This window comes from Nocardia asteroides (genome assembly GCF_021183625.1).
Taxonomy (GTDB): Bacteria; Actinomycetota; Actinomycetes; order Mycobacteriales; family Mycobacteriaceae; genus Nocardia; species Nocardia asteroides_A.
The window spans coordinates 5,011,552-5,033,078 of sequence record NZ_CP089214.1; the positions used below are offsets into that span (position 1 = coordinate 5,011,552).

The 21,527-nt window shown below is 71.9% G+C and carries 25 protein-coding genes; 13 read left to right on the forward strand and 12 right to left on the reverse strand.

Annotation, left to right across the window (positions count from 1 at the left end):
- Nucleotides 1-18 precede the first annotated feature (18 nt).
- Nucleotides 19-516, forward strand: a complete 498-nt coding sequence (locus LTT61_RS23225) for a ribonuclease domain-containing protein (RefSeq protein ID WP_233016168.1) — start codon at nucleotides 19-21, stop codon at nucleotides 514-516.
- Nucleotides 516-968 carry a barstar family protein gene (locus LTT61_RS23230; protein ID WP_233016169.1) on the forward strand — a complete coding sequence of 151 codons (453 nt, stop codon included), beginning with the start codon at nucleotides 516-518 and terminating at the stop codon, nucleotides 966-968. The genes LTT61_RS23225 and LTT61_RS23230 overlap by 1 nt, the downstream gene beginning before the upstream one ends.
- On the opposite strand, the gene LTT61_RS23235 is transcribed toward LTT61_RS23230, so the two are convergent.
- Nucleotides 958-1,596, reverse strand: a complete 639-nt coding sequence (locus LTT61_RS23235) for a TetR/AcrR family transcriptional regulator (protein WP_233016170.1) — start codon at nucleotides 1,594-1,596, stop codon at nucleotides 958-960. The genes LTT61_RS23230 and LTT61_RS23235 overlap by 11 nt on opposite strands.
- A 105-nt stretch (nucleotides 1,597-1,701) precedes the next feature.
- Here LTT61_RS23235 and LTT61_RS23240 point away from each other — a divergent pair, with 105 nt between their 5' ends.
- From LTT61_RS23240 to yhjD, 3 genes are read left to right on the forward strand one after another with little or no spacing between them, the layout of a single operon-like run.
- The gene (locus LTT61_RS23240; protein WP_233016171.1) at nucleotides 1,702-2,616 is read left to right on the forward strand and encodes an oxygenase MpaB family protein; all 915 of its coding nucleotides are present in this window, start codon (nucleotides 1,702-1,704) and stop codon (nucleotides 2,614-2,616) included.
- A 22-nt stretch (nucleotides 2,617-2,638) separates the two neighbouring features.
- Nucleotides 2,639-3,664 (forward strand): tryptophan--tRNA ligase, encoded by a 1,026-nt coding sequence (trpS, locus tag LTT61_RS23245; RefSeq protein WP_233016172.1) that lies wholly within the window; start codon nucleotides 2,639-2,641, stop codon nucleotides 3,662-3,664.
- A gap of 33 nt (nucleotides 3,665-3,697) precedes the next feature.
- Nucleotides 3,698-4,717, forward strand: coding sequence for an inner membrane protein YhjD (yhjD, locus tag LTT61_RS23250; RefSeq protein ID WP_233016173.1), 1,020 nt, complete (start codon nucleotides 3,698-3,700; stop codon nucleotides 4,715-4,717).
- A 108-nt stretch (nucleotides 4,718-4,825) separates the two neighbouring features.
- Here yhjD and LTT61_RS23255 read toward each other — a convergent pair whose 3' ends face one another.
- On the reverse strand, nucleotides 4,826-6,112 hold the full coding sequence (locus LTT61_RS23255) for a D-alanyl-D-alanine carboxypeptidase family protein (protein WP_233016174.1): 1,287 nt from the start codon (nucleotides 6,110-6,112) through the stop codon (nucleotides 4,826-4,828).
- An 86-nt stretch (nucleotides 6,113-6,198) separates the two neighbouring features.
- Here LTT61_RS23255 and LTT61_RS23260 point away from each other — a divergent pair, with 86 nt between their 5' ends.
- Both LTT61_RS23260 and LTT61_RS23265 read left to right on the forward strand, forming a co-directional pair.
- Nucleotides 6,199-7,707, forward strand: a complete 1,509-nt coding sequence (locus LTT61_RS23260; RefSeq protein ID WP_332909200.1) for a DHA2 family efflux MFS transporter permease subunit — start codon at nucleotides 6,199-6,201, stop codon at nucleotides 7,705-7,707.
- Nucleotides 7,697-8,293 (forward strand): TetR family transcriptional regulator, encoded by a 597-nt coding sequence (locus LTT61_RS23265; RefSeq protein ID WP_233016175.1) that lies wholly within the window; start codon nucleotides 7,697-7,699, stop codon nucleotides 8,291-8,293. Before LTT61_RS23260 ends, LTT61_RS23265 begins: the two co-directional genes overlap by 11 nt.
- Here the strand turns inward: LTT61_RS23265 and LTT61_RS23270 are convergent.
- Nucleotides 8,282-9,178, reverse strand: coding sequence for a phenylalanine 4-monooxygenase (locus LTT61_RS23270; RefSeq protein WP_233016176.1), 897 nt, complete (start codon nucleotides 9,176-9,178; stop codon nucleotides 8,282-8,284). The genes LTT61_RS23265 and LTT61_RS23270 overlap by 12 nt on opposite strands.
- Before the next feature lie 156 nt (nucleotides 9,179-9,334).
- Between LTT61_RS23270 and LTT61_RS23275 the strand changes: the two genes are divergently transcribed.
- Together LTT61_RS23275 and LTT61_RS23280 are read left to right on the forward strand one after the other, a co-directional pair.
- Nucleotides 9,335-9,538, forward strand: a complete 204-nt coding sequence (locus LTT61_RS23275) for a type II toxin-antitoxin system VapB family antitoxin (protein WP_233016177.1) — start codon at nucleotides 9,335-9,337, stop codon at nucleotides 9,536-9,538.
- 60 nt (nucleotides 9,539-9,598) lie between these two features.
- Nucleotides 9,599-10,276, forward strand: coding sequence for a JAB domain-containing protein (locus LTT61_RS23280; protein WP_233016178.1), 678 nt, complete (start codon nucleotides 9,599-9,601; stop codon nucleotides 10,274-10,276).
- Nucleotides 10,277-10,335: 59 nt separating this feature from the next.
- On the opposite strand, the gene LTT61_RS23285 is transcribed toward LTT61_RS23280, so the two are convergent.
- The 4 genes from LTT61_RS23285 to sdhC are packed head-to-tail and all read right to left on the reverse strand — an operon-like array spanning nucleotide 10,336 to nucleotide 13,725.
- Entirely contained in the window at nucleotides 10,336-11,109 is a 774-nt protein-coding gene (locus LTT61_RS23285; protein ID WP_233016179.1) for a succinate dehydrogenase iron-sulfur subunit, read from the reverse strand.
- Nucleotides 11,109-12,878, reverse strand: a complete 1,770-nt coding sequence (sdhA, locus tag LTT61_RS23290) for a succinate dehydrogenase flavoprotein subunit (protein ID WP_233016180.1) — start codon at nucleotides 12,876-12,878, stop codon at nucleotides 11,109-11,111. Before sdhA ends, LTT61_RS23285 begins: the two co-directional genes overlap by 1 nt.
- 15 nt (nucleotides 12,879-12,893) lie before the next feature.
- On the reverse strand, nucleotides 12,894-13,325 hold the full coding sequence (locus tag LTT61_RS23295) for a succinate dehydrogenase hydrophobic membrane anchor subunit (protein WP_233016181.1): 432 nt from the start codon (nucleotides 13,323-13,325) through the stop codon (nucleotides 12,894-12,896).
- Nucleotide 13,326: 1 nt separating this feature from the next.
- Nucleotides 13,327-13,725 (reverse strand): succinate dehydrogenase, cytochrome b556 subunit, encoded by a 399-nt coding sequence (gene sdhC, locus LTT61_RS23300; RefSeq protein ID WP_233016182.1) that lies wholly within the window; start codon nucleotides 13,723-13,725, stop codon nucleotides 13,327-13,329.
- Nucleotides 13,726-14,217: 492 nt separating this feature from the next.
- On the opposite strand from sdhC, the gene LTT61_RS23305 reads away from it, so the two are divergent.
- From LTT61_RS23305 to LTT61_RS23315, 3 genes are all read left to right on the forward strand, one after another.
- Nucleotides 14,218-14,619, forward strand: coding sequence for a cytidine deaminase (locus LTT61_RS23305; RefSeq protein ID WP_233016183.1), 402 nt, complete (start codon nucleotides 14,218-14,220; stop codon nucleotides 14,617-14,619).
- A 40-nt stretch (nucleotides 14,620-14,659) separates the two neighbouring features.
- Nucleotides 14,660-15,949, forward strand: coding sequence for a thymidine phosphorylase (locus tag LTT61_RS23310; RefSeq protein ID WP_233016184.1), 1,290 nt, complete (start codon nucleotides 14,660-14,662; stop codon nucleotides 15,947-15,949).
- A 218-nt stretch (nucleotides 15,950-16,167) separates the two neighbouring features.
- Nucleotides 16,168-17,265: an adenosine deaminase gene (locus LTT61_RS23315; protein WP_233016185.1), complete on the forward strand. Its 1,098-nt coding sequence runs from the start codon at nucleotides 16,168-16,170 to the stop codon at nucleotides 17,263-17,265.
- 4 nt (nucleotides 17,266-17,269) lie between these two features.
- Here LTT61_RS23315 and LTT61_RS23320 read toward each other — a convergent pair whose 3' ends face one another.
- From LTT61_RS23320 to LTT61_RS23340, 5 genes are read right to left on the reverse strand one after another with little or no spacing between them, the layout of a single operon-like run.
- Nucleotides 17,270-18,532: a primosomal protein gene (locus tag LTT61_RS23320; protein ID WP_233016186.1), complete on the reverse strand. Its 1,263-nt coding sequence runs from the start codon at nucleotides 18,530-18,532 to the stop codon at nucleotides 17,270-17,272.
- A 33-nt stretch (nucleotides 18,533-18,565) separates the two neighbouring features.
- The gene (locus tag LTT61_RS23325; protein WP_233016187.1) at nucleotides 18,566-18,907 is read right to left on the reverse strand and encodes a YbaB/EbfC family nucleoid-associated protein; all 342 of its coding nucleotides are present in this window, start codon (nucleotides 18,905-18,907) and stop codon (nucleotides 18,566-18,568) included.
- Nucleotides 18,904-19,254 carry a hypothetical protein gene (locus tag LTT61_RS23330; RefSeq protein WP_233016188.1) on the reverse strand — a complete coding sequence of 117 codons (351 nt, stop codon included), beginning with the start codon at nucleotides 19,252-19,254 and terminating at the stop codon, nucleotides 18,904-18,906. The genes LTT61_RS23325 and LTT61_RS23330 overlap by 4 nt, the downstream gene beginning before the upstream one ends.
- Nucleotides 19,251-20,363, reverse strand: a complete 1,113-nt coding sequence (locus LTT61_RS23335) for a C40 family peptidase (protein ID WP_233016189.1) — start codon at nucleotides 20,361-20,363, stop codon at nucleotides 19,251-19,253. Before LTT61_RS23335 ends, LTT61_RS23330 begins: the two co-directional genes overlap by 4 nt.
- A 4-nt stretch (nucleotides 20,364-20,367) precedes the next feature.
- Nucleotides 20,368-20,685 (reverse strand): hypothetical protein, encoded by a 318-nt coding sequence (locus LTT61_RS23340; protein ID WP_233016190.1) that lies wholly within the window; start codon nucleotides 20,683-20,685, stop codon nucleotides 20,368-20,370.
- 120 nt (nucleotides 20,686-20,805) lie between these two features.
- Between LTT61_RS23340 and upp the strand changes: the two genes are divergently transcribed.
- Nucleotides 20,806-21,429, forward strand: a complete 624-nt coding sequence (gene upp, locus LTT61_RS23345) for a uracil phosphoribosyltransferase (RefSeq protein ID WP_233016191.1) — start codon at nucleotides 20,806-20,808, stop codon at nucleotides 21,427-21,429.
- Nucleotides 21,430-21,527: the final 98 nt, after the last annotated feature.

Here is a 21,527-nt window from a genome sequence, read left to right on the forward strand (position 1 = left end):
CGGCAAGGCGCAGTACCGATGAGCGAGGCGCAGAAGGGCAGAAGCGCCCTGACGAAGGTCCTGATAGCGCTCGGCGGGCTGGTCGTCGTAGTCCTGGTCGGGTTGTTCGCCCGCGGCGGTGACGATCCCGGCAGCGCAGCGCCGGCGACATCCGCGGCGACCCAACCGGCGAAGCCGGCGGCGCCGTCGACCACGCCGGGCGAGCGGAACGCCCCGATCACCGCCCAGGCACCGGGCGTCCCGCCCCGCGCCTACGACACCCTGACCGAGATCGACGCCGGCCGCTGGCCGGACTCCGCCGACGCCCCCGGGACCAAGGGCGGCGACCGCTGGCAGAACCGCGAGGGCACCCTGCCGCGCACCGGCACCGACGGCAAACCCGTCACCTACCAGGAGTGGGACGTCAACCCCAAGCAGCGCAACCGGACCCGCGACGCCGAGAGAATAGTCACCGGCAGCGACGGCACCGCCTGGTACACCGGCGACCACTACGCCACCTTCACGAGGATGCGCTGATGACCAGGCCCGTCTCGCTGGCCCGCTTCTTGACGCAGGAACACCCCCCGCTCGGCTCGCTGGCGGTCGACCCGGCCGAATTCAGCGAGGTCAGGCACCGCGCACCGGCCGGCTTCGTGGTGCGCGAGCTGCGCGGCAGCCGGATGCGCACCATCCACGGGGTGTTCGACGAGTTCGCCGCCGCCTTCCAGTTCCCGTACTACTTCGGCGCCAACAAGGACGCCTTCGACGAGTGCCTGCGCGATCTCGACGAGAGTCTCGGCGCGGCCCCGGGGTACCTGGCGGTGATCAGGGATTCGGCCGAGCTGCTGGCCGAGCAGCCCGCCGAGCGGGGCTGGTTCGCGGAGGCGGTGCGGGACGGCGCGGAGTACTGGGCGCGCCGCGAGGTCCGGTTCCGGGTGGTGCTGCAGGGCGAGCCCGCCCCGGTGCGCGCGGTGCCGCTCACGCTCTGAAGCGGCGCGCCAGATCCTCGCCGAGCAGCACGAACACATCGGTGGTGTGCTCGATCAGCTGCTCCTTGCTCATGGTCAGGTCGCCCTGTAGCCAGACCGTCAGGGTCTGCACGAGGCCGCCGACGAGGTAGGTGGCGCGGAAGTCGATGAGCGGGTCCGAGGTGGGGTCGGTGACGCCGTAGATGTCGCCGCCCTGGGCCGCCACCAACCGGGCGAAGGCGCGGACCGTGGCATTGGTGCGGGCCCGCAGCTCGGGGGTCGCCATGCCGGCGATCAGCGCGACCTCGGCCTTGCGCGGGTCGTCGGTGAGCAGGTGGATGCCCGCGGCGATGGCGGCGTGCGCCTTGGCGCCCGGCTCGTCGGGGGCGGTGCGCAGCGCGGTCAGGATGGCGACGGCGAGCTCCTCGGCGATGTCGTCGATCAGCGCGCTGAGCACCGCGTCCCTGCTGTCGAAGCTCTCGTAGTAGTACCGCTCGTTCAGCCCGGCCGCGGTGCACAGCCCGGAGACGGTGAGCTTACCGAGGCCGTGCGCGCCGATGATCTCCAGCGCCGCCGTGAGCAGGGCCGATCGCCGCTGCGCCCGCCGCTCGTCGGCGGAGACGCCGCCGTAGGTCCGCTGGGCTGTCACAGTCTCGATTCTGACACGGCCGTGTTCCGACTCCGCGCGGTTGCCCCGGGCCATAATCTGGGGGATCATCTTGCCAGATGCCACGAGCGGAAGGCGGCACCCCCGATGAGCACCGGATACTTCGCGGACGGCTCCATGGTCAGGCGGGTCATGAGCAAGCGGATCGTCGGCCTGACCTACGGGCAGCGCGCGCTCGTGGTCGGCGCGGTGAATCCGCTGCTCTACGTCGGCACCGCCGAGAACACCGCGCACCGCGCCACCCCGTACACCCGGCTCGCGCTCACCGGCAAGCTCTTCGAGGCGGTCTTCCTCGGCACGAAGGACGAGGCCGACCGGGCCCTTGCCTACACCGCGCGCAGGCACGCCCCGGTGCACGGCGCGCTGCCCGAGGACGCGGGCCCGCACCACCCGGCGGGCACCGCGTACTCCGCGAACGACCCGCAGCTGATGTTCCTGACCATGGCCTTCACCTTCGACTCCGCCGAGGTCATGTACGACCTGCTGGTGCACCGGCTCACCGACGGCGAGCGCGAGGGGCTCTACCAGGACTACGTCCGCTGGGGCGAGCTCTTCGGCATGCCGCGCGGCGCGGCCCCCGCGAGCTACCGCGGCTTCCGCGCGTACTTCGACGGCTACCTCGCCTCGGACGAGCTGTTCCTCACCGAGGAGGCGAGGCTGGTCGGCTCCTACCTGGCCGGGCAGCAGGTGCCGTACCCGCAGCGGCCGCCGCTGCAACAGGTCACCTCCGGCTTCTTCCTGCTGGTCCAGGGCAGCCTGCCGCCGCGCATCAGGGAGCTGTACGAGATGCGCTGGGGGCTGCGCGAGGAGGCCGGGTACCGCGCGCTGGCGCGGGCGGTGCGCGCCGCGCACCTGCGCCCGCCGCTGCTGCCGCCGGTGCTGCGCTCCACGCTGGCCGGGCCGAGCGCGCCGGTGTACCGGCTGGTCTCCAAGCGCGAGCAGGAGCTGGTGCGCACCGGAAGGCCGAGCATGCCGGGGGTGGACACCCGGAATTCCGCTTGATGCCGCGTGCGAAGATCGGGGCATGTCCAGCTCCGCGCAGCCCGGTGAGCGCAAACAGCGCGTGCTCTCCGGGATCCAGCCGACCAGTTCCTCGTTCCACCTCGGCAACTACCTGGGCGCGCTGCAGTACTGGGTCACCATGCAGGACGACTACGACGCCCTGTACTTCATCCCCGACCTGCACGCCATCACCGTCCCCCAGGACCCGAAGGAGCTGCGCGCCCGCACCCGCGGCGCCGCCGCGCAGCTGCTCGCCATCGGCATCGACCCGAAGAAGTCGACGCTCTTCGTGCAGAGCCAGGTGCCCGAGCACGCCGAGCTCGCCTGGGTGCTGAGCTGCATCACCGGCTTCGGCGAGGCGAGCCGGATGACCCAGTTCAAGGACAAGTCGCTCAAGCAGGGCGCGGACAACACCACCGTCGGGCTCTTCACCTACCCGGTGCTCATGGCCGCCGACATCCTGCTCTACCGCCCGCACCAGGTGCCGGTCGGCGAGGACCAGCGCCAGCACCTGGAGCTGACCCGGAATCTCGCGCAGCGCTTCAACACCCGCTTCAAGAAGACCTTCGTCGTGCCGGAGGCACACATCGTGAAGGGCACCGCCAAGATCTACGACCTGCAGGACCCGACCGCCAAGATGAGCAAATCGGCCTCGACCGACGCCGGGCTGATCAACCTGCTCGACGACCCGAAGGTGACGGCCAAGAAGATCCGCTCCGCGGTCACCGACACCGAGCGCGAGATTCGCTTCGACCAGGCGGCCAAGCCGGGCGTCAGCAACCTGCTGGTGATCCTGAGTTCGGTCACCGGCACCCCGATCGACACCCTCGAGAAGGATTACGCGGGCAAGGGTTACGGCGACCTGAAAGCCGACGTCGCCGCGGCCCTTGTCGAGTTCGTCACCCCGTTCCGCGCCCGGGTCGACGAGTACCTGAGTGATCAGGGCGAACTCGACCGCATCCTCGCCGCCGGTGCCGCGCGGGCGCGCGAGATCGCCGGCAACACGCTCGCACAGGTTTACGATCGGGTGGGGCTGCTCACTCGGTGAGTAAGCGCGGGGGCCGAGCCGAGGGGCGAGACCATGCAGGTGATCGACGACACCAAGGCCGGGATCGAGCGGCGCATCCAGGCCAGGCCGTGGCTGGACCACGTGGTCCGGGCCGGTGGCCGCTACCAGCGCCAGCGCGGTGACTACTACGCCGCCGGGATCACCTACTTCACCGTGCTCTCGCTCTTCCCGCTGCTCATGGTGGCCTTCGCGGTCGCCGGGTTCGTGCTCGCGGGCAACCCCGACCTGCTCGGGCAGGTGCAGGAGAAGGTCATCGAGAACGTCCCCGGCTCGATGGGCGACCAGCTCAACGACCTGATCGACCAGGCCATCCGCTCCCGGAGCACGGTCGGCGTGCTCGGGCTGCTCACCGGCGTCTACACCGGGCTCGGCTGGATGGCGAACCTGCGCGCGGCGCTCACCGAGCAGTGGGACCAGAAGACCGAGGAGGGGAACTGGTTCACCACCAAACTCTCCGACTTCGTCGCGCTGCTCGGGCTCGGGCTGGCCATGGCGGTCTCGCTCGGGCTCTCCGGGCTGGCCTCCAGCGGGCTGGGCGAGTCGCTGCTGCGGTTCTTCAAGCTCTCCGAGCTGCCGGGGGCGCGGTTCCTGCTGGTGCTGATCGGCATCGTGCTCGGCTCGCTCGCCTCGTGGGCGGTGTTCTGCTGGATCATCGCCCGGCTGCCGCGCGAGCCGGTGACGCTGAAGAGCGCGGCCAAGGCGGCGGCGATCGCGGCGGTGGTCTTCGAGGTGTTCAAGCTGGTGGCCTCGCTCTACCTGCAGACGGTGCTGAGCAGTCCGGCCGGGGCGACCTTCGGGTCGATCATCGGCCTGATGGTGTTCAGCTACATCACCTATCGGATCGTGCTCTTCGCCACGGCGTGGGCGGCGACCGCGCGGGAGAACGAGCGCGAGGTGACGGTTCCGGCCCCCGCTCCCGCTGTCATCGAGCCGCGGGTCGGGCCCGCCGGGACCACCGCCGCGGCGGGGGCCGCCTGGTTCGGCGCGGGCGCCGCTGCCGCGCTGGGGATTTGGCTGTTGCGCAAGCGCTGAGCCGAACCACTTCCGGTGCGCGCCACGGCTGCGCGTCGCGGTGTCGGCGCGCCGAGCCGCTCCGGGCAGCGGATGCCGTGCCGACCTGGCGGATCGCCCGGGCTCGGGTCAGCGCCTACGGCGGTTGACGCTGCGCGCGGCGACGAGCAGGGCCAGGACGATGAAAACGCCCGCTGCGATGAAGAAGATCCGGGCGCGGTCGCGGGCATCGCTGCCGGTACGGGGCATGTCGCGGTCGCCGGTGGCCCCCGCGGGCGGCGCGGCCAGCGTCGGACCCCCGTCGGACGGCGCGGCGGAACCGTCCGGCAGGGCCCCGACCCCGGCCCCCCGCTGCACGGCGAACCCGTAGTCGAGCAGCCGGGCCGCCTGCTCCCACGGCCGCAGCGGCAGCACGTCCGCCTTGAGCAGCGTCACCACCAGCCTGCGGCCGCCGCGCTCGGCGCCGGCGACGAAGGTCTGCCTGGCGTCGTCGGTGAACCCGGTCTTGCCGCCGAGCGCGCCCTCGTAGTTGTAGAGCAGGTGGTTGTCGTTGCCGATCACGAAACCGGGGTGGTCGGGGTCGCCGGGGATGCGCGGATCGGGCGGGAAGCCGGGGAAGTCGATCTGTTCGGTGCGGATGAACTCGGCGAATCGCGGCTCGGTCATGGCCTCGCGGAAGAGCGCCGCCAGGTCGTAGGCGGAGGTGCTCATGCCGGGCCCGTCCAGCCCGGACGGCGTCGCGGCCCTGGTGTCCAGCGCCCGCAGCGAGCGGGCCAGGTCGTTCATCTTCGCGACCGCGACCTGGTCGCCGCCGAGCTGGGCGGAGAGCGCGTGCGCGGCGTCGTTGCCCGACGCCATCACCAGCGCCTGGAGCAGCTGCCGGTTGGTGTAGCGCCCGCCGGGGCCGATGCCGACGCGCGTTCCCTCCACGTCGGCGTCCGCGGCGGTGCCGGTGACCACGGTGTCGAGTTTCAGCGCGCGCAGCGCCACCGTGGCGAGCAGCACCTTGATGGTGCTCGCGGGCCGGTAGCGGCCGTGCGGGTCCTTGGCCGCGAGCACCTCGCCGGTGTCCAGGTCGGCGACCACCCAGGCGGTGGCGGAGATCTCGGCGGGCACGGATCCGGCCGAATCGGGCAGTACGACACCGCATTCCGCCATCCGTCTACCGCCGACGGCAGGCGAAGGCACCGGCAGCGGCTCGGGCGCCCGCTCGCCCGGCGCGGGCACCTCGGAGGCGTCGATCGGGGCGGGCGGCTTGGTCCGCTGCGCGCAGTCGGCGGTGTCCGGCGTGCTGAACGGGGTGGTGGTCGGCGGTGCGGGGGGCTGGGCGATGGCCGGCGCGGCCACGGCGCCGGCGAGCAGGGCGGCGGTGGCCAGCACCGCGGCGACCGCGCGCCACGGGTCGCGAGTGTTCATCAGGGAGCAGCGTATCGAGGTCTGGACAGCTCGAAAAAACTGGTAGAGACTGTCAAACAATAGTAACTGTCATTTTTGGAGACGCTGTGCCCCCTTCCGCCACCCACCGCTGGTCCGCGCTCGGCGCGATGGCGCTGGCCATGACCGTCATCGGCCTCGACATGACGGTGCTGACCGTCGCGCTGCCGACGCTCGCCATCGACCTCGGCGCGGGAAGCGCTGCACTGCAGTGGTTCTCCACCGCCTACACGCTCGCGCTGGCCGCCGTCCTGCTCCCCGCGGGCACGCTCGGTGACCGGTACGGCAGGCGCTCGCTGCTGCTCGGCGCGCTGCTCGTCTTCGGGCTCGCCTCGGTGGCCTGCGCCTACGCGGACTCGCCCGGTCAGCTGATCGCCGCCCGCACGGTGCTCGGGATCGCCGCGGCCGCCATGATCCCGATGACCATGGCCACCGTGACCGTGCTCTTCGCCGATCCGGCCGAGCGCGCGCGGGCCATGTCCATCTGGGTGACCGCCACCGCGATCGGGCTGCCGCTCGGCCCGATCCTCGGCGGCTGGCTGCTGACCACCTTCTGGTGGGGCTCGGTGTTCCTGATCAACGTGCCGGTGGTGCTGATCGGCATGGCCGCGGTGGCGGCGCTGGTCCCGGAGTCGCGGGATCCGGGGCGGCGCCCGATGGATCTGCCGGGAACCGGTCTCTCCGTCGCCGGGATGCTCGCGCTCACCTACGGTCTGATCCGGCTCGGCGAGGACGGCCTCGCCGACCCGCTCGGCTGGCTGAGTACGGCCGCCGGTGTCGCCCTGCTGGTGGCGCTCGTGTACCACCAGCGGCGCGCCGCGTACCCGCTGGCCGATCTGGAGTTGTTCCGGCGCAGCGGTTTCCGCTGGGGCTCGGTGTTCGCGGTGGTCATCACCTTCGGGCTGTTCGGGCTCTTCTTCACGCTGCCGCAGTACTACCGCGCCGTGCTGGAGGTGGACGCGCTCGGCAGCGGGCTGCGGCTGCTGCCGCTGATCGCCGGGTTGCTGGTGGGGTCGCGGGCGGGCGATGTGCTTCGGGTCCGGCTCGGCACCGCGCGCACGGTCGGGTTCGGCCTCGGGCTGCTCGCGCTCGGCCTCGGGCTCGGCGGCTGCACCTCGGTGGCGAGCGGGTTCGGCTTCGTGGCGCTGTGGGTGGCGCTGACCGGCGCGGGCATGGGCGCCGCGCTGCCCGCGGCGATGGCGGCGGCGCTGGACGACCTCGCCGGCGATCGCGCGGGCGCGGGCTCCGCGCTGATCCAGGCGCTGCGCCAGGCCGCGGGGACGATCGCGGTCGCCTTCCTCGGCGCGGTGCTCGCCGCGGTCTACCGGTCCGAGCTCGGCGCCGCGAACCGGCCGCCGGTCGACGAGAGCGTGAACGCCGGGGTAGCGGTGGCGCGGCAGCTCGGGGACGCCGCGCTGCTGGAGCGGGTCCAGGCCGCCTTCGTCGCCGGAATGGGCGTCATGCTCGCGCTCTGCGCGCTGCTCTGCCTGGTCGCGGCGCCGGTGGCGCTGCGGACGTTGCCCGGGCGCGCCGCGCCGCGGCTCGCCGATCCGTCAGAATCGGGGCATGGCCGATGACGTCGCGGTGCGCGGACTGCGCGAACGCAAGAAGGAACGCACCCGCCGCACCATTCGCGAGCAGGCCTTCCGGCTGTTCCGGGAGCAGGGCTACGCGGAGACGACCGTCGAGCAGATCGCGGCGGCCGCCGAGGTCTCGCCGAGCACCTTCTTCCGCTACTTCCCGGCCAAGGAGCAGCTGATCCTGGCCGACGACCTGGATGCCCCGCTGATCGCCGAGTACCGGGCGCAGCCGCCGGAGCTGAGCCTGTTCGCGGCGTTCCGGGCGGCCATGGCGACGGTCCTGAGCTCGGTGCCGCCGGCGGACCTCGCCTTCGAGCAGGAACGCCAGGACCTGCTCTACCACACCCCGGAGCTGCGCTCGGCCATCGCGGTGGAGCTCGAGCGCGGGATCGACATGCTGAGCGGGCTCTTCGCCGAGCGGCTCGGCCGCGACCCGGACGACGAGGAGGTCAGGGTGACGGCGGGCGCGTTCACCGGGGCGGTGCTCGTCACCGCGCTCGGCAGCCCGCTGGACTGGGCGGCGCTGGACCGAGCGCTCGCGCTGCTGGAGAACGGCCTGCCGCTGGGCCGGTCAGCCGGATAACCGCCCGTCCCTGGCGCAGCGGGCGGGGGTGTCGTCGTCCATGCCGGTGAAGAAGGCGCCGAGCACCTCCTCGACCTCGGTGAACGAGCGGGCGCAGTAGAGCACCGGCTGGTAGTGCGTGATGTCGTAGACCGCGGTGCCCATGGCGGCCACGTCCAGCGGGCGCAGCAGGGCCGCGCGGAACTCCTCGATCTCGCCGTACGAGGAGAGCAGCCCGGCCCCGTAGCAGCGGAGCTCGCCGCGCTCCCGGAGCACCCCGAACTCCAGCGAGAACCAGAAGACGTCGGCCAGGAACTTCAGCGCGGCGTCGGTGCGCAGCCGCCGCGCCGCCGCGCCGACCGCGACGTAGAGCGCGGCCAGCCTGGCACTGGCCAGCTGGGTGCCGTGCCCGACGATCTCGTGCACCGCGTCCGGCTCCGGGGTGTAGAGCGGCGCGCTGTGGTGCCGCAGGTACTGGGTGGCGTGGAAGACCCGGTCCGCGAACGCGCCGAAGAACTCCCGCAGCGGCACCAGCCCGGCGGCGGGCGCGTAGCGGAACCCGCTCAGCGGCGCCAGCGCGGCGGAGACCTGGTCCAGCTGCGGCACGTGGTCGGTCGGCAGCCCGAATTCCCGCGCAGCGAGCCGGATCTCGGCGCAGGCGTAGGTGCGGTGCTTGCGCGCGAGCTCGGTGGAGACGGTGCGCCAGACGGCGTGCTCGCGCTCGGTGTAGGCCACCCGGGGGGCGGGCTCGCCCGGGGTGTGCGCCAGCGCCAGCGCCGCGATGGCGTCGCGCCGGGCCCGGTACTCCCGGTCCCGCGCGCCCGGGTGCTCCGCGCTCAGCCGGACCCGGACCGCGCCGTCGCCGCCGCGGGTCACCGGCGAGTAGAGCTGCGCTTCGGTGAACATACCCCGATGCAAGCACCGCGGGCCCGGCGCGGCAACGCGCCCCGCCGCAGCTGTACACACTGCTCAGCTGGGCGCGCCGCGCTGTGTGATTCGGACCGAAGCCCTCGCGCCGGCGGCGTTCATGACGCAAGATGGCGAATGTAACAAGGAGGACGCATGCGTACAGTGCGGATCGATCTCGACCAGCGGCTGCTGGCCGCCGCCGCAGCCATCCTGGGCACCTCGAACAGCAACGCCACGGTCAACGAGGCGCTGCGCCGGATCGTGGTGCACGAGCGCAGGCTGCTGCACCTGGAGCGGCTGGCCGCGGACTCGCTCGCCGCGCCCGCGCCGCGCGAACCGGCCGTGCTCGACGGCTGACCGGTCTGTCGGTACCCCCTGGCACCATGGCAACCCTGCACCGTGCATGGAGGGGGTTCGATGTCGGTACCGTTGGCCGGTCTACCCGGTGATCAGCGTCCGAGGGAGCGGCTGCTCGCGCTCGGAGCGCACGCGCTCACCGACGGTGAGCTGCTCGCCCTGTTGTTGCGCGAGGGGAACCGCGGCATCGGCGTCATCGATCTCGCGCACGCCCTGCTCGCCGAGTACGGCGGGCCCGCCGGGCTGGCGGCGGCGCGGCCGGAGGAGCTCGCCCGGCGCACCGGGATGGGCGTCGCCAAGGCGTCGACGGTGGTCGCCGCCTTCCACCTGGCCGCGCGGGCCCGCGGCGCCGCCCCCGGGCGGGTGCTCGCCGGCGCCGCCGATGTCGCGGCGGTGGCGTCCCCGCTGTTCACCGGCGCGCGGGTGGAGTGGCTGCTGGTCCTGGTCTGCGATGCCAGGCACCGGCTGCGGCACCGGGTCTTCGTCGCGCAGGGCGCGCTGGACGAGGTCGCCGTCCCGGTGCGGGAGATCCTGAACACCGTGCTCAGGCACGACGGCCGCGCCTTCGCCGTCGTGCACAACCACCCGTCCGGCGATCCCTCGCCCAGCTACGACGACCGGCGCGCCAGCACCGTGCTCGGCGCCGCCGCCGGCACCGTCGGGCTCCGCTTCCTCGGCCACGTCGTGCTCGCCGGCGAGCGCTGGTCGCGCGCGGACCCGCTGCCGGACGGCTGGTGAGACGGCGACGGCCGCCCTCGCGCGGAGCGAGAGCGGCCGTCGCCGCGGAACCGGGGAGCTCAGCGGGCGAAGAGCAGGGCCCGCTTGACCTCCTGGATCGCCTTGGTCACCTCGATGCCACGGGGGCAGGCGTCGGTGCAGTTGAAGGTGGTGCGGCAGCGCCACACGCCCTCGACGTCGTTCAGGATGTCGAGCCGCTCGCGCGCGCCCTCGTCCCTGCTGTCGAAGATGAAGCGGTGCGCGTTCACGATCGCGGCCGGGCCGAAGTAGCTGCCGTCGTGCCAGTACACCGGGCACGAGGTGGTGCAGCAGGCGCAGAGGATGCACTTGGTGGTGTCGTCGAACCTGGCCCGATCGGCCTGGCTCTGGATCCGCTCGCGGGTCGGCTCGTTGCCCGAGGTCATCAGGTAGGGCTTCACCGCGCGGAACGCGTCGAAGAACGGCTCCATGTTCACGATGAGGTCCTTCTCCACCGGCAGGCCGCGGATCGGCTCGACGGAGACGGTGATGCTCTTGCCGTCCTTGGGCAGCATGTCCTTCATCAGGACCTTGCAGGCCAGCCGGTTCACCCCGTTGATCCGCATGGCGTCGGAGCCGCAGACCCCGTGCGCGCAGGAGCGGCGGAAGGTGAGCGTGCCGTCCAGGTAGGACTTGATGTAGGTCAGCACGTTCAGGAACCGGTCGGTGGTGAGCACCGGCACCTGGAACGACTCCCAGTGCGCGCCGAGGTCGTCCTCCGGGTTGAACCGCGCCACCTTGACGGTGATCATGGTCGAACCCTCCGGCACCGGCGCAGCGGCGGCCGGCGTCGACTTGTCCAGTACGGCAGTCATCAGTACTTACGCTCCATCGGCTCGTAGCGGGTCTGCACGACCGGCTTGAAGTCGAGGCGGATGTCGGAGAGCAGCTCCGCGCCCTCCTTGTACGCCATCGTGTGCCGCATGAAGTTGACGTCGTCCCGGTCCGGGTAGTCCTCGCGGGCGTGCCCGCCGCGCGACTCCTTGCGGTTCAGCGCGCCGACGACGGTGACCTCGGCCAGCTCCAGCAGGAAGCCGAGCTCGACCGCCTCGAGCAGGTCGCTGTTGTATCGCTTGCCCTTGTCCTGCACGGTGATCCGCGCGTAACGCTCCTTGAGCGTGTGGATGTCGGTCAGCGCCTGCTTCAGCGTGTCCTCGGTGCGGAACACCGACGCGTTGTTGTCCATCGACCGCTGCAGCTCGGTGCGGATGTCGGCCACCCGCTCGTTGCCGTGGTCGGAGAGGATCAGCGCGAGCCAGTCCTGCACCATGGCCGCCGGGTTCTCCGGCAGCTCGACGAACTCGGAGCGCTCCGCGTACTCGGCGGCGGCGATGCCCGCCCGCCTGCCGAAGACGTTGATGTCGAGCAGCGAGTTGGTGCCGAGCCGGTTGGCGCCGTGCACCGAGACGCAGGCGCACTCGCCCGCGGCGTACAGCCCGGGCACCACGTTCTCGTTGTCGCGCAGCACCTCGCCGCGGATCCGGGTCGGGATGCCGCCCATCACGTAGTGACAGGTCGGGAATACCGGGACCAGCTCCTTCACCGGGTCGACCCCGAGGTAGGTGCGGGAGAACTCGGTGATGTCGGGCAGCTTCTCCTCGAGCACGTCCGCGCCGAGGTGGGTCACGTCGATGTAGACGTAGTCCTTGTTCGGGCCCGCGCCGCGGCCCTCCAGCACCTCGAGCACCATCGAGCGGGCGACGATGTCGCGCGGCGCGAGGTCCTTGATGGTGGGGGCGTAGCGCTCCATGAAGCGCTCGCCCTCGGCGTTGCGCAGGATGCCGCCCTCGCCGCGGACCGCCTCGGAGATCAGGATGCCGAGCCCGGCCAGCCCCGTGGGATGGAACTGGTGGAACTCCATGTCCTCCAGCGGCAGCCCCTTGCGGAACACGATGGCCATGCCGTCGCCGGTCAGGGTGTGCGCGTTCGAGGTGGTCTTGTACATCCGGCCGGAGCCGCCGGTGGCGAAGATGATCGACTTCGCGTGGAAGACGTGCAGCTCACCGGTGGCCAGCTCGTAGGCGACGATGCCGGTGGCGACCGGGCCGTGGTCGGTCTCGGTGAGCACCAGGTCGAGCGCGTAGTACTCGTTGAAGAACTCCACGTCGTGCTTGACGCAGTTCTGGTACAGCGTCTGCAGGATCATGTGGCCGGTGCGGTCCGCGGCGTAGCAGGCGCGGCGCACCGGCGCCTTGCCGTGGTCGCGGGTGTGCCCGCCGAAGCGGCGCTGGTCGATCCGGCCCTCGGGGGTCCGGTTGAACGGAAGCCCCATCTTCTCCAGGTCGAGCACCGCGTCGATGGCCTCCTTGGCCATGATCTCGGCGGCGTCCTGGTCGACGATGTAGTCGCCACCCTTGACGGTGTCGAAGGTGTGCCACTCCCAGTTGTCTTCTTCGACGTTGGCCAGCGCCGCGCACATGCCGCCCTGGGCCGCGCCGGTGTGGCTGCGGGTCGGGTACAGCTTGGTCAGGACCGCGGTCCTGGCGCGCGGCCCCGCCTCGATCGCCGCGCGCATGCCCGCGCCGCCCGCACCGACGATCAGGACGTCGTAGCGGTGCTCTTGAACAGGACGAATTTCTGTCATCGAGGGTGCCTGTTCCTAACTGATGTTGGGGTCGAAGGTGAAGATGACGTACGTGCCGACGCTGACGATCAGGATGATCGAGATCGCGAGCAGCGAGTTCAGCCAGAACCGGGTCGAGTCCTTGCGGGAGTAGTCCGCGATCACGGTGCGCAGCCCGTTGCCGCCGTGCAGCTGGGCGAGCCAGAGCATCGACAGGTCCCAGACCTGCCAGAACGGGCTGGACCAGCGGCCTGCCACGAAGGCGAAGTTGAGCCGCTTCACGCCGCCGTCGAGCAGCAGCATGATCGACATGTGGCCGATCACGAGCACGATCAGCAGCAGCCCGGAGAAGCGCATGAACAGCCAGGCGTACTTCTCGAAGTTGCTGCTCGCCCGGCCGCGCGGCGAGCGCGGCAGATCGAGGCTGGCCGGGCGGTCGTAGGACTTGCCGAGGACGGGTGCAGACATCTCAGTGCTCCGTGAAGAGGTAGAAGAACATCCGGCCGATGGCGCCGCCGGCCAGCACCGCGGTGACGCCGAGGATGATCCAGAGCATCAGCTTCTGGTAGCGCGGCCCCTGCGACCAGAAGTCGACCAGGATGACCCGCACGCCGTTCAGCGCGTGGAAGAGCACGCAGACGACGAGTCCCATCTCCATGAGCGCGACGAGCGGGTTCTTGTAGGTCTCGATCGTGTCGTTGTAGGCCTCGGGGCTCACCCGGACGAGGGCCGTGTCCAGCACGTGGACGAAAAGGAAGAAGAACAGCGTGACGCCGGTGATCCGATGCAGCGCCCAGGACCACATTCCGGGGTCGCCTCGGTACAGCGTCTTCCGCTTCGGCTGAGCCGGAGCTTCGATCGTGGTCATAGCGTGCGGTGCCTCCAACGTCGTTGATGGACCCGGTCACAGATCCGACGCCGGCTGCGTGGAGGGGGCGAATGCCCAGGTGGCTGCGCTCCGGCCCGCCGCCGGGAAACTGAACCGTTCTGCGATCGACTCTAATCCTCCGGGTTTGCCGGAACTAATTCGGCGTGCCGTGCGTTGCGCGACACCCGTTCGAGTTAGGCTTACCTTTGTCGCAGCGGAAAGGGTTGTCGTGCGGCCTCCGCACGCCCGCTTCCGGCCCGCCGGAGTGGGTGCTCCCGCCCCCGTTCCGGGGTCCAAATCCCCTGTACCGCAGGGAAAAATGGGAGTAAACCGGGATCGTTCCCCGAGTTCTCCGCATTCCGTTCCGGAAGCGGGGTGGTGATGCGCTGCTCGGTATTGCGGACCGGCGCAATGTGGAAAATGTCTCACCGCGTTGCCGCGTTCACCCGGAAAGCTACTCGGCGGTAATGGAGAAACCGAAAGTGGGTGCGGATGACGATCGACTGGACGGCCCTGCGCGCGAACGCACGCGACGCCATGGAACGAGCCTACGCGCCCTATTCGCGCTTCCCGGTCGGCGCGGCCGCGCTGGCCGGAGACCGGGTGGTCACCGGCTGCAACGTGGAGAACGTGTCCTACGGCCTCGGGCTGTGCGCGGAGTGCGTGCTGGTCGGCACTGCCGTCGCCACCGGCGCCGGGCGGCTGCGCGCGGTGTCGGTCTGCGACTCCAGGGGCGCGATCCTGATGCCGTGCGGCCGCTGCAGGCAGGTGCTCTACGAGCACGGCGGCGCGGAGCTGCTGATCGATCACCCGTCCGGGCCGAAACGCCTCGGCGAGCTGCTGCCCGACGCCTTCGGACCGGACGATCTCGCCGCGGGCGAGCGGCAGCGCTGAGCCCCGGCACCGGCGGCGCCGCTGTGCCACACTCGGCCGCGTGAGGGCACTCGACGCGGTTTCGATCATCACGGCCAAGCGCGACGGCGGCGAGCTCGCCGACGAGCAGATCGACTGGGTCGTCGACGCCTACACCCGCGGCGCGGTGGCCGACGAGCAGATGGCCGCGCTGGCCATGGCGATCGTCTGGCGCGGGCTCGACCGCAGGGAGACGGCGCGCTGGACCGCCGCCATGATCGCCTCCGGGCAGCGAATGGACTTCACCGACCTGCCCCGGCCGACCGTGGACAAGCACTCCACCGGCGGGGTCGGGGACAAGATCACGCTCCCGCTCACGCCGCTGGTCGCGGCCTGCGGCGCGGCGGTGCCGCAGCTCTCCGGGCGCGGGCTCGGGCACACCGGCGGCACGCTGGACAAGCTGGAGGCGATCCCGGGCTGGCAGGCCGACATCCCGGTCACCCGGATGCGCGAGCTGCTGGCCGACCCGGCGATCGGCGCGGTGATCTGCGCGGCGGGCGCCGGGCTCGCCCCGGCGGACCGCAAGCTGTACGCGCTGCGCGATGTCACCGGGACGGTGGAGTCGGTGCCGCTGCTCGCCAGCTCGATCATGAGCAAGAAGATCGCCGAGGGCACCGCGGCGCTGGTGCTCGATGTCAAGGTCGGGGCGGGCGCCTTCCTGCCCGACCTGGACGACGCGCGGGTACTCGCCCGCACCATGGTCGAGCTCGGCACCGACGCCGGGGTGCGCACCACCGCCCTGCTCACCGACATGGCGGCCCCGCTCGGCCGCACCGCGGGCAATGCGCTCGAGGTCGCCGAATCGGTCGAGGTGCTCGCGGGCGGTGGCCCGGAGGACGTGGTCGCGCTGACCCTCGCGCTCGCCCGCGAGATGGTCGCCGCCGCCGGGCTGGAGGCCGACCCGGCCGAGGTCCTTGCCTCCGGGCGGGCGATGGACCACTGGCGGGCCATGATCGCCGCCCAGGGCGGTGACCCGGACGCCGCGCTGCCGCGCGCGGCGCACACCGAGACCGTCACCGCCGCCGCCGATGGTGTGCTCACCCGGCTCGACGCCCGCGCGGTCGGCGACGCCGCCTGGCGCCTCGGCGCGGGCCGGGCCCGCCAGGGCGATCCGGTGCAGGCGGGCGCGGGCGTGGTCATGCACGCCAAGCCCGGCGAGCGGGTCCGCGCGGGCGCCCCCCTCTTCACCCTGCACACCGACACCCCCGACGCCTTCGCCCGTGCCCGGGCCGCACTGGACAACGCCACCACCATCGACCCCGAAGCGGGCGTCGCCCCCGCGGGTCCCCTGATCCTCGATCGGATCGACTGACGCCGCCCGCCGCCGCCGGACACCCGCCGACCGGGCGGTGCCCATCGCGCTCGCGGGGGGCGGGCGCACCCGCCGGCCGCGGGCGTGGCCGGAGCGCGCTCTGCGCGGTGACGCCGCGGCCAACCGGAACCGGCCCGGGGGCGAGCGCCCGGTGAACCAGCACTGCCACAGCCGGTAACCAGCGGTACGCGGGCGCCGTCGGCGGCTAACGTTGGGTCATGACAGGACCGATGCCGCTCACCCTCGCCTCGATCCGCCGCGCGCCGAAGGCGCTGCTGCACGACCACCTGGACGGTGGCCTGCGCCCCGCAACGGTGCTCGAACTGGCAGGCGAGTGTGGCTACGACGAGCTACCGGCCGCCGACGCGGCGAGCCTCGCCACCTGGTTCCGCGATGCCGCCGACAGCGGTTCGCTGGAGCGCTACCTGGAGACCTTCGCGCACACCGTCGCCGTCATGCAGACCCCGGACGGGCTGCGCCGGGTCGCCCGCGAGTGCGTCGAGGACCTCGCCGCGGACGGCGTGGTCTACGCGGAGGTGCGCTTCGCGCCGGAGCAGCACCTGGCCCGCGGCCTCACCCTGGACGAGGTGGTCGAGCACACCCTGGCCGGCTTCCGCGAGGGCGAGGAGCTGGTCGCGGCGGCCGGCGGCCGGATCACCGTGGTCTGCCTGCTCACCGCCATGCGGCACGCGGCCCGCTCGCGCGAGATCGCCGAGCTCACCGTGCGCTTCCGGGACCGCGGCGTCGGCGGCTTCGACATCGCGGGCGCCGAGGTGGGGTACCCGCCCACCCGGCACCTGGACGCCTTCGAGTACATGCGGGCCAACAGCGCGCACTTCACCATCCACGCGGGCGAGGCATTCGGGCTGCCGTCGATCCACGAGGCGCTGGCCTACTGCGGCTGCGACCGGCTCGGCCACGGGGTGCGGATCACCGACGACATCTCCGTGCCCGGCTCGGTCGCCGACGCCCAGCTGGGGCTGGTGGCGAAGTACGTGCGGGACACGAGGATCCCGTTGGAGCTCTGTCCCTCGTCCAATGTGCAGACCGGCGCCGTCCCCTCGCTGGACAAGCACCCGTTCGACCTGCTCGCCCGGCTCCGCTTCCGGGTCACGGTGAACACCGACAACCGGCTGATGAGCGACACCACCATGAGCAAGGAGATGCTCAAGCTGGTGCAGACCTTCGGCTACGGCTGGAGCGATCTGGAGCGCTTCACCATCAACGCGATGAAGTCGGCGTTCATCCCGTTCCCGGACCGGCTGAAGATCATCGACGACGTGATCAAGCCGGGCTACGCGGTGATGCTCGGCTAGCGGCTCACTTCCGCTGGTCGAGTTTGGTCTCGAACCAGGTCTCCAGCTCGCGCCACGCGGTGGCCTCGGCCTGGAACGGCGGGCTCGGGGCCAGCCGGGTCGGGTCCGGGTTGAGCAGGTAGGAGACGTACCAGCCGAGCGGGGTGGAGGGGGCGAGCGCCTTCTCCACCGCGTCGTCCTCGGCGTAGTCGGCGGCGTCGGTGAAGAGCTCGACGGCGAGGTCGAGCTGGTCGACGTCGACGGTGAGCGGGCCCTCGCCGAGGTCGTCGCCGAGACCGGGGAGCACGTAGACGTTCTCGTCGGTGACCTCGACCTCCAGCGAGCCGTCGGTGGCCGCGGTCTGCACCTCGTCGTAGGTGCTCACCCGGGCCAGGTCGTGCTCGTGGTCGTCGGCGAGGTGCCTGGCCAGGGCGCGCTCCGAGTCGAAGACCGCGATGGAGCCGTCGCGGCCGAGGAAGATCGGCTCGTCGTCGAGGTAGCAGCGCAGGGTGAACCAGGTGCCGTCGGCGGTGATGATCTTGACCGGGTCGATGCCGACCTCGGCCCAGAACGACTCGTCCTCGTCGTCGTCGCTGTCCTCGGCGTCCTCGTCGTCGGCCTTGGTCAGATCGACGGCCTCGAACTCCTCGCTGTCCGCGGCGTCGTCGGCGTCGACCACGTTCTCCTCGGCGGCGAGCAGCTCGGCCTCGGCCACCGCGACCGCGTCGGCATCCACCTCGGGCGACTTCACCACGCCGTCGATGGCGTCGAGCACGCTGTCCCAGCCCTTGGCGATGGCGGCGCCGATCTGGTCCCAGAGCTCCTCGCCGTCGCGCCCGGTGAAGGCGTTCGGCCCGCCGGGCAGCGCGCCGAGCACCGGGTTCCCGCCGAAGAACTTGGTGACGGTGTCCAGCTCGCAGACCTCGCCGATGTTGCGCACCATCTCGAGCGTGTCTTCCAGCTCGGCGACGGTGTCGGAATCCGGGTCGGCCGCGGCCAGCTCGGGCACCCCGACCAGGTCGAAGCTGTGCTCCTCCTCCGGCTCCAGCTCCGCCGCGGACAGCGCGGCCACGACCTTCCAGGCCGGATGCTCGACGAGATCGTTGTCGGAGTCGGTGCGGATGAACGCGGCGAGCTCCGCGACGGACTCGAATCCGTACAGGCTGTCCTCGTGCCCGAGGAACGCCTCCCACTCGTCGTCACCGTCCCGCCAGCGCGGTGCCCAGAGGGTGACGAGATCGCCATCGGTCAGACCGAGCTCGATCGGGACGATGTCTCCAGAAGCCATGGGCGGAAGCCTATCGACCTTCCGGCTCAGGCACTATCCCGCCTGCCCCGCCCCGCCCGCGGCACCGGGAGCCGGCTCGGGGGCGAACGACTCGTTCAGTGTCGCAACGACCTTCGAGCGCTGCCCGCCCGCCTCCTCCGCGGCCTGCCTGCACGCCCAGACGATGAGCCTGCCCACCTCGGCGGGGGAGAGCCCGGTGACGGCCTCGGAGAGCCGCAGCGCGGTGAGCGCGCCGTCGCTGTCCACCTCGACCTCGACCGCGCCGTCCTCGGTGGCGAACCGGCCGCGCACCTGCTTCAGCCCGTGCAGCGCCGCCTCCAACGCCTCCAGCTTGCTGGTCGCCTTCGCGACCAGCGCGTCCATCTCCGCGCTCATACCGGCCTCATCCAGCTCGTCGGGCCGGTGTCCGCGTCGTCCATCCGGTCGAGCTCGTCCACCGCCTGGTTACGGGTGGGCAGGCCGAGCCGGTCCAGGATGTCGGCGGGCATGCCCGCCTCGGTCAGCGCCTCGCGCCGCTTGGCCTTGGCCGCGATGGTGGAGCGCTTGGTGAGCCGCAGGATCTCGTCGGCGAGCGCCTGCGCGCCGTACCGGTACTCGCTGCGCTCGAAGCCGATCTCCACCGGCATGCCCTGATCGGTGGCGCGCACCGTGATGGTGCCCGCGCGATTGCTGCTGGCCGCCACGGTGACCGGCGGGACGCCGGGCCCCTGCTGCTCGCTCACGTGGTCGGCCTGTAGAAGCCGTAGAAGTCCATCCCCGAGTTCTCCGTTCGCACCGAACTGATCTGGACCGGGTCACCGGCCTCGACGAACTGGCCGTTGCCGATCACCATCGCGACGTGCCCGTCCCAGATCGCCAGGTCGCCCGGCATGAGGTCGCCCGCCGAGATCTGGGTGGCGCCGCTGCCCTGCTCGGCCGCGAGCCGGGGCAGCTCGACCCCGGCCTCGCCGTAGGCGTACTTGGTGAGGCCGCTGCAGTCGAGCCCGGCGCCGGGGGAGTTGCCGCCCCAGACGTACGGGGTGCCGACCGTGCCGAGCGCGGCCTGCACCGCGGTGGCGGCCTGCTCGTTCGGCGCCTCGACCTTGCTGCCGTCCGGCAGCGTGATCTCGACGCCGTCGCGGGTCGGCGCCGCGGCGCCCGGCTCCGACGGGGTGGTGCTCGGCGACGGCGTGGTCGCCGACGGCGTCGCCGCCTTGGACGCCTCGGTGACCAGCGGGTTGTTCATCACGGTGCTGAGCAGCGACCCGGCGCTGCTCGCCACCCCGCTGGCCCCGGAGAGCAGCTGCTGCGGAATCCCGGACGAGGCCAGCGTCGAGGCGAGCGAGGTGGACGGCGGCGGCGTCAGCCCGCTCATGCTCGCGGTGTGCGTGTCCAGCTCGCCCTGTACCCGCCCGACCACGCCGACCGCCTGGTTGATGTGGTCGATGGCGGAGCCGATCACCGCGGTGATCCCGGGCGGGGTGGCGATGGCGGGGCCGAGCGCGGTGGCGGTGGAGACGAAGGACTGCAGGATGCCGCTGAGATCCTTCTGCCCGCTCTCCACCTCGGCGGCCGCCTGGTTCACCACGGTCGCCATCTCGGTGTTGCTGTCCGAGATCGTCGCGGCCGAGGTCTGCACCCGGAGCGCCTTGGCGGTGGTGGCGTCGGCGGCGGTGCCGTCCCACGCGGTGTTCACCTGGTTGATGCTGGTGCGGCCGAGCTCGTGGATCCGGTCGACCGCGGCGGAGGTGGCGCGCAGCGCATCGGCCGGGCCGCCCGCGGGCAGCACGCCGGAGCCGAACGAATTCAGCAGGTCGACCAGCGGTTTCGCCAGTGCGTCGATGTCGATCACGCGCTCACCCGTTCGGATCGACGGGCGCGATGGCGGCCGCGCTGCCGAGCTCGGTGTCCGCGATGGCGCCCGCCGCCGCCGTCACCGCCCCGCCCATGCTGGTCAGCACCGCGGAGAGCTGGCCGATGGCGGCGACCTGGCCCGCGTGCGCCGCGGCGTACGCGGCCATGAAGTCGCCGCCGATCAACCCCATGATCGGGCCGAGCAGCGCGGGCCCGGCCCCCGCCGCCGACGCGCCCGCCGCGGCCATCTCCCCGGCCATGACTTGCGCGGACGCACCGTAGGCGACGATGCCATCGGTATCCGCCGACGTCTTGTCCATAACAGCCCCCCATCCGTTTCCCAGGCAGAGTACGTCATTCACTCTCTTCGACGCGCCCGCTCGGCCGCCGGTTCCCTGGCTCGGCGCCGAATTTCCCCGCGGCGACCTTATCGTTCCATCATGCGCACCCACACCGTGGACCATCCGCTGGCCGCCGCACTGCTCACCACGCTGCGCGACGCGCGCACCGTGAACGCCGAGTTCCGCTCCGCGCTGCGCGATCTCACCGGGATCCTCGTCTACGAGGCGCTGCGCGACGCCCCGGTCATCCGGTTCGACGTCACCACCCCGGTCTCGATCGCCGACGGCACCCGGCTCGCCGCGCCGCCGCTGCTGGTCCCGGTGCTGCGCGCCGGGCTCGGCATGGTGCACGCCGCCGCGGGGTTCGTGCCGGACGCCAGGATCGGCTTCGTCGGCATGGCCCGCGACGAGGCGACGCACCAGCCGGTGCCCTACATGGAGTCGCTGCCGGAGGACCTCTCCGACGTGCCGGTCTTCGTGCTCGACCCGATGCTCGCCACCGGCGGCTCCATGCGGCACACGCTGGAACTGCTGGTGGCGCGGAACGCGCGCGACATCACCGCGCTCTGCGTGGTCGCCGCGCCGGAGGGCATCGCCGCGCTCGGCGACTCGGGGCTGCCGGTGCGGCTGGTGACCGCCGCCATCGACACCGGCCTGAACGCCGACGCCTTCATCGTCCCCGGCCTCGGCGACGCCGGCGACCGCCAGTTCGGGCCGCGTTGATTTTGTCGCGCCTCCGCGCGACGGGGTTCGCGCCCTTCGGGGGCTCACGTCCGAGCGGTCGAGACTCGCGCCTTCGGCGCATGCGCTTCGACCGCTCG

What these genes read in the sequence shown, in the direction of transcription:
- LTT61_RS23225 (WP_233016168.1), top strand. Translation starts at nt 19, where the DNA reads ATGAGCGAGGCGCAGAAGGGCAGAAGCGCCCTGACGAAGGTCCTGATA.
- LTT61_RS23230 (WP_233016169.1), top strand. Translation starts at nt 516, where the DNA reads ATGACCAGGCCCGTCTCGCTGGCCCGCTTCTTGACGCAGGAACACCCC.
- LTT61_RS23240 (WP_233016171.1), top strand. Translation starts at nt 1,702, where the DNA reads ATGAGCACCGGATACTTCGCGGACGGCTCCATGGTCAGGCGGGTCATG.
- trpS (WP_233016172.1), top strand. Translation starts at nt 2,639, where the DNA reads ATGTCCAGCTCCGCGCAGCCCGGTGAGCGCAAACAGCGCGTGCTCTCC.
- yhjD (WP_233016173.1), top strand. Translation starts at nt 3,698, where the DNA reads ATGCAGGTGATCGACGACACCAAGGCCGGGATCGAGCGGCGCATCCAG.
- LTT61_RS23255 (WP_233016174.1), bottom strand. Translation starts at nt 6,112, where the DNA reads ATGAACACTCGCGACCCGTGGCGCGCGGTCGCCGCGGTGCTGGCCACC.
- LTT61_RS23265 (WP_233016175.1), top strand. Translation starts at nt 7,697, where the DNA reads ATGGCCGATGACGTCGCGGTGCGCGGACTGCGCGAACGCAAGAAGGAA.
- LTT61_RS23270 (WP_233016176.1), bottom strand. Translation starts at nt 9,178, where the DNA reads ATGTTCACCGAAGCGCAGCTCTACTCGCCGGTGACCCGCGGCGGCGAC.
- LTT61_RS23275 (WP_233016177.1), top strand. Translation starts at nt 9,335, where the DNA reads ATGCGTACAGTGCGGATCGATCTCGACCAGCGGCTGCTGGCCGCCGCC.
- LTT61_RS23280 (WP_233016178.1), top strand. Translation starts at nt 9,599, where the DNA reads ATGTCGGTACCGTTGGCCGGTCTACCCGGTGATCAGCGTCCGAGGGAG.
- LTT61_RS23285 (WP_233016179.1), bottom strand. Translation starts at nt 11,109, where the DNA reads ATGACTGCCGTACTGGACAAGTCGACGCCGGCCGCCGCTGCGCCGGTG.
- sdhA (WP_233016180.1), bottom strand. Translation starts at nt 12,878, where the DNA reads ATGACAGAAATTCGTCCTGTTCAAGAGCACCGCTACGACGTCCTGATC.
- LTT61_RS23295 (WP_233016181.1), bottom strand. Translation starts at nt 13,325, where the DNA reads ATGTCTGCACCCGTCCTCGGCAAGTCCTACGACCGCCCGGCCAGCCTC.
- sdhC (WP_233016182.1), bottom strand. Translation starts at nt 13,725, where the DNA reads ATGACCACGATCGAAGCTCCGGCTCAGCCGAAGCGGAAGACGCTGTAC.
- LTT61_RS23305 (WP_233016183.1), top strand. Translation starts at nt 14,218, where the DNA reads ATGACGATCGACTGGACGGCCCTGCGCGCGAACGCACGCGACGCCATG.
- LTT61_RS23315 (WP_233016185.1), top strand. Translation starts at nt 16,168, where the DNA reads ATGACAGGACCGATGCCGCTCACCCTCGCCTCGATCCGCCGCGCGCCG.
- LTT61_RS23320 (WP_233016186.1), bottom strand. Translation starts at nt 18,532, where the DNA reads ATGGCTTCTGGAGACATCGTCCCGATCGAGCTCGGTCTGACCGATGGC.
- LTT61_RS23325 (WP_233016187.1), bottom strand. Translation starts at nt 18,907, where the DNA reads ATGAGCGCGGAGATGGACGCGCTGGTCGCGAAGGCGACCAGCAAGCTG.
- LTT61_RS23340 (WP_233016190.1), bottom strand. Translation starts at nt 20,685, where the DNA reads ATGGACAAGACGTCGGCGGATACCGATGGCATCGTCGCCTACGGTGCG.
- upp (WP_233016191.1), top strand. Translation starts at nt 20,806, where the DNA reads ATGCGCACCCACACCGTGGACCATCCGCTGGCCGCCGCACTGCTCACC.